Annotated in this window: 3 protein-coding genes and 2 pseudogenes; 2 read left to right on the forward strand and 3 right to left on the reverse strand. The window is 59.5% G+C overall.

Annotated features, from left to right (window positions below):
• The 3 genes from CR105_RS28105 to CR105_RS26875 all read right to left on the reverse strand — a co-directional run.
• A partial coding sequence (locus CR105_RS28105; RefSeq protein ID WP_143752823.1) for a UPF0149 family protein occupies positions 1 to 588 on the reverse strand: 588 nt, incomplete at its 3' end.
• Positions 589 to 701: 113 nt separating this feature from the next.
• Complete coding sequence (locus tag CR105_RS26870; RefSeq protein ID WP_099793989.1) at positions 702 to 1,265, reverse strand: recombinase family protein; 564 nt, start codon at positions 1,263 to 1,265, stop codon at positions 702 to 704.
• Positions 1,266 to 1,279: 14 nt separating this feature from the next.
• On the reverse strand, positions 1,280 to 2,371 hold the full coding sequence (locus CR105_RS26875; RefSeq protein ID WP_218968764.1) for a PDDEXK nuclease domain-containing protein: 1,092 nt from the start codon (positions 2,369 to 2,371) through the stop codon (positions 1,280 to 1,282).
• Between the two features lie 164 nt (positions 2,372 to 2,535).
• Here CR105_RS26875 and CR105_RS29560 point away from each other — a divergent pair.
• Positions 2,536 to 2,982 (forward strand): annotated as a pseudogene (locus CR105_RS29560) (DUF4158 domain-containing protein); the annotation flags it as partial.
• Positions 2,983 to 3,192: 210 nt separating this feature from the next.
• Positions 3,193 to 4,929: pseudogene (locus tag CR105_RS26880) on the forward strand (Tn3 family transposase); the annotation flags it as partial.
• Positions 4,930 to 5,040 lie beyond the last annotated feature (111 nt).

Below are 5,040 nucleotides of genomic sequence, written 5' to 3' on the forward strand. Positions count from 1 at the left end.
TGCGCCGCGCATGAACATGGGCTCGCAACCGGCCGGGTCGGTGTTGAAAGCCTCGACGACCGCGTTGTAATGCCGCATCAGCAGCGAGAGGACGCGGTTCGCATGCGAGTTCTTGTCGAACACGGGCTCGGCCCGGCCATCGACATGGTCCCATACCCATGGCAACCATGCGGACGGGGGAATCAGCCCGGGACCGATGGCGATCGCGGTAAAGTAGCCGTCGAGCATCGCGAGATCCATCGACGTCGATTCTATCGATTCGTCGGCAAGAAAATCATCAAGGTCGCAAAGTTCGGCATCGGACAAGCCGTGCATGGTTGGGTTGCGCTTGTCCTGGCCGGGCGGCGGGCCGATCACCGCGTCGATGCCCTGTTCATCAATGGTGCGCATGGCCTCGTCCAGCGCCGCCTGGTCGGTCGGGAATAGATCATCCCAAACGGTCGAGTTACCGTGCTCGTCGACCACCTCGAGTATCCAATCCTCATTCTCTGCGCGATAGATTTCCACCTCGACACTCCTTCCGTTACGGCTTGCTGTCCGATTCAGAGGGGAATAGATGATGGGCATGTCGTCGTCGATATTTGTCACTTTTTTTCAATCCTGGTTGTTCTGCTTGTTGATGCGTTCTGAAAGGGGAGAACAGGGGAGAACAGGGGAAACGGGGAAAATCGTACGCTAAGGTTTTTCCCCGGGTTGCTCAGCTAATTTGTGAGTTTGTTGCGGGCCAGCAGTCGCGCCACCGTAGACGGATGGACATTGAACAGGCGCGCGGATTCGGCGGCCGTTTTCTGGCCAGAATTGACCAGGTGGACAATTCCCTTTTGTTGCGTTGGCGTGAGCTTGGGACGGCGACCGCCGATACGGCCTTCTTCGCGGGCGGCCAACAAGCCACTGTGGGTGCGCTCGCGCAACATGGCGCGTTCGAACTCGGCGAACGATCCCACAATTTGCATCATCATGCGCCCGGCCGGTGAGGTGGTGTCGACGGCTTCGGTAAGGCTGAGGAATCCAGCACCGGTTTTCTCGACCCTATCCATGAGGGTCAATACGTCCTTGAGCGAGCGTGACAGGCGGTCGAGCTTCCAGACAACCAGCACATCATCCTTGCGCAAATGATCGAGCAGGCGGCTCAGTTCCGGACGATTCCAGCGGCCAGCCGACACCTTCTCTTCAAATATCCGTCCGCACCCCGCCGCGTTCAACGCCGCGATCTGTGCCGTGTTGTCCTGGTCTTGGGTGGAGACACGGGCATAACCGATTCGCATGAGTTTGCCCTCTCTTACTTGACTTCGGATGCAGTTGGATCGAGCCGATCCGGGCTGGGACGATTCTCCAGCCGCGCCTTCGATAGCGCCACCGCCTCGTGCAGCTTTTGCTCCAGCAATTGCCGGGACGGCAAGCCGGTCAGGTATTCGGCGACATGAATGCCGCTTTGATCCAGCTCCAGCAATTCGATCTGTTCACGGTTCTTGCCCGTGCAGAGGATGATTCCTAGTGGTGGCGCTTCGCCAGGTTCTTGTTCATATTTGGCCAGCCAGCGCAGGTAGAGCTCCATCTGGCCTTTGTCAGCGGCCTTGAATTCGCCGAGCTTGAGTTCGATGGCGACCAGGCGCCGCAAGCGGCGGTTGTAGAACAGCAAGTCAATGTAAAAATCGTTGTTGTCGATTTGCAGCCGTTTTTGACGGGCGACAAAGCTGAAGCCGGCCCCCAGCTCCAACAAGAAATTTTCCAGTTCGCGCAGGATAGCGTCTTCGAGATCTTTTTCAAGGTAGCGATCGCGCAATCCCAGAAAGTCCAGCACGTAAGGATCCTTCAGCACGAGGTTCGGGCCAAGCACTCCTTGATCGCGCAGGGTCGCCAGTTCACTCGTGAGCAATTCGTCGGGCTTGCGCGAGAGCGCTGTGCGCTCAAACAACATGGAATCGAGGCGTCCCTGCAAGGTGCGGGTGCTCCAGCCCTCGCTACGGCACATTTCCAGATAGAACTCCCGCTTGAGGGGATCATCGATGTAGATCAGGCTGCGCAAATGGGTCCAGCTCAATTGTCTACTCAGTGCGTAGACAATTTCCTCGGCCTCGAACACTTCGCCAAAGCGCAGCATGTGGCGCAGGTTCTTGGCGCCGAAGCCGCGCCCGTGTTCGGCTTCCAATTGTCGCGCCAGCGAAGCGACGATCTGTTCGCCGTAGCCGGCCCGCTCCCCTTGGAGCACCTCGGCGCGTATGCGCCGGCCAATGCGCCAGTACAGCATGGTCAAGGCCGAATTGACCGTGGCGGCCAGTCCGGCCCGCGCTTCGTCGATCAGGACGCGGATGTCGCCGGCTAGGCCGGTTGTTGTCACTGCTGCAGCTTTCACGTCTTGCGGTTCCACCAGCTAGCTCCTCGATACGGTTCGTTCAGCACAAACCTGTTGCCAATGACAATCATTATGCAATACATTTACGCACCATGTAAACGCCATAGGAATCGTGTGCGGCCATTTGATTGCGCAAACGAACGTTTGCGCAACGAATCCCATTCATCTTCGCAGGAGCTCGCATGCCCCGCCGTTCTATTCTGTCCGCCACCGAGCGGGACAACCTGATGGCCTTGCCCGAAGGTGAATACGATCTGATCCGGTATTACACCTTCACCGAGTCCGATTTATCCCTGATCCGGCAACGCCGCCGCGATGCCAACCGGCTCGGCTTCGCCGCCCAGTTATGCCTGCTGCGCTATCCTGGTCATGCGCTGGAGGTCGATATGTCGGTGCCGGATCCGCTCATCCAGTGGATCGCTCGTCAGATACAAAGCGATGCCGCCGTCTGGCACCAGTATGGGGCGCGAGATCAGACCCGACGCGAACACTTTCAGGAACTACGCGCGTATCTTGGCCTGTCCGCGTTCGGCGTGTTGGATTTTCGCAAGCTGGTGCATACCCTTGTGGAACTCTCCATGCAGACCGACAAGGGCTTGGTGCTCGCAGCCCATGCCTTGGAAACGTTGCGGCAGCGGCACATCATCCTGCCGACATTGGCGGTCATCGAACGAGCCTGCGCGGAAGCGGTAACGCGCGCCAATCGGCGCATCTACCGGACACTGCTGGAACAGCTTCAGCCGCACCACAAGCGCGGATTGGACAACCTGCTGCACGTCACTCCCGACACGAACGTTACCTGGTTGATGTGGCTGCGCCAGTCGCCGTTGAAGCCGAACTCCCGTTACATGCGGCAGCACATTGAGCGCCTCAAGATCTTCCAGTCGCTCGCTTTGCCAGACGGGATCGGCCGCCAGATCCATCAGAACCGGCTACTGAAGATGGCTAGGGAAGGCGCCCAGATGCAGCCGTACGATCTGGCCAAGTTCGAGGACGAGCGACGTTACGCGACCTTGGTCGCGCTCGCAATCGAGGGCATGGCCACCGTCATCGATGAGCTGATCGACTTGCACGACCGGATCATGGTGAAAGTGTTCAGTGCCGCCAGGAACCAGCATCAGGAGCAGTTCCAAAAGCAAGGGAAAGCGATCAACGACAAGGTGCTCCTGTATTCGAAGGTCGGGCGCGCGCTCGTCGCAGCCAAAGAATCCGGCGCTGACCCGTACGCCGCCATCGAGGCCGTGATTCCGTGGGCTGCATTCGCACAAAGTGTGACCGATGCAGGCCAGCTCGCCCAACCCGCAACGTTCGACCAGGCCAGCAGTATGCTGCCGCGCATCAAGATCACAGAGCTGCTGATGGACGTGGACGACTGGACCGGGACCCGCCACTTCGTCCACCTGAAAAATGGCGAGTAGGTCAAGGACCGGACATTGCTGCTGTCGGCGATCCTGGCCGACGCGATCAACCGCGGTCTGACCAAGATGGCGGAGTCAAGCCCTGGCGCGAGCTATTCCAAGCTGTCATGGCTGCAAGCCTGGCATATCCGGGATGAAACCTATTCGGCCGCTCTGGCCGATCTGGTCAACGCCCAGCTGGGCCACGCATTCGCCGGGAACTGGGGCGACGGCAGCACGTCGTCGTCGGATGGGCAGCGCTTCCGCGCCGGCGGCCGGGCCGAGAGCACCGGCCACATCAATCCGAAGTACGGCGCCGAACCGGGAAAGATGATCTACACGCACATCGCCGACAACTACGCCCCGTTCAGCACCAAGATGGTCAACGTCGGCGTGCGGGACTCCACCTATGTTCTCGACGGCTTGCTTTATCACGAGTCGGACCTGCGCATCGAGGAGCACTACACAGACACCGCCGGCTTCACGGACCACGTGTTCGCGCTGATGCACATGCTGGGGTTTCGCTTCGCGCCACGCATCCGGGATCTGGGCGAAACCAAGCTCTATATTCCAGGTACCGTGCAGGCATATCCAGGTTTGAAAGCAATGATTGGCGGGACCCTGAACATCAAACATGTGCGTACGCACTGGGACGACATTCTGCGCTTGGCCTCGTCGATCAAGCATGGCACCGTGACGGCATCGCTCATGCTGCGCAAACTTGGCAACTATCCGCGCCAAAACGGCCTGGCGATCGCGCTGCGCGAGCTGGGCCGCATTGAGCGGACGCTGTTCATCCTGGACTGGCTACAAAACGTCGAACTGCGCCAGCGCGTACATGCCGGGTTAAACAAGGGCGAGGCACGCAACGCCTTGGCCAGGGCGGTCTTCATCCATCGGCTCGGCGAGATCAGGGACCGAAGCTTCGAGCAGCAACGCTACCGCGCCAGCGGATTGAACCTGGTGACGGCCGCCATCGTGCTGTGGAATACCGTGTACCTTGAACGAGCGACGCAAGCCTTGAGCGAAGCCGGCAAGCTGCCCGACGATAGCATGCTGCGATACCTGTCACCGCTGGGCTGGGAACATATCAACCTGACTGGGGACTACGTTTGGCGCCAGAACCGGAAGATCGACGAGGGGCAATTCCGGCCGTTGCGGACGGTTCTGTCGCATTAGCGAACATCGACGGGGTAATCGGGTAAGCTGCGGCGCCCGAACCCAGGACGACTCGACATGCTCAACTTCAAAGGGATGCGCTTTCCGATCGATGTGATCCTGGTCTGCATC

Origin of the sequence: Massilia eurypsychrophila (assembly GCF_002760655.1) — a bacterium.
In the GTDB taxonomy this organism is placed as follows: Bacteria; Pseudomonadota; Gammaproteobacteria; order Burkholderiales; family Burkholderiaceae_D; genus JAFCUW01.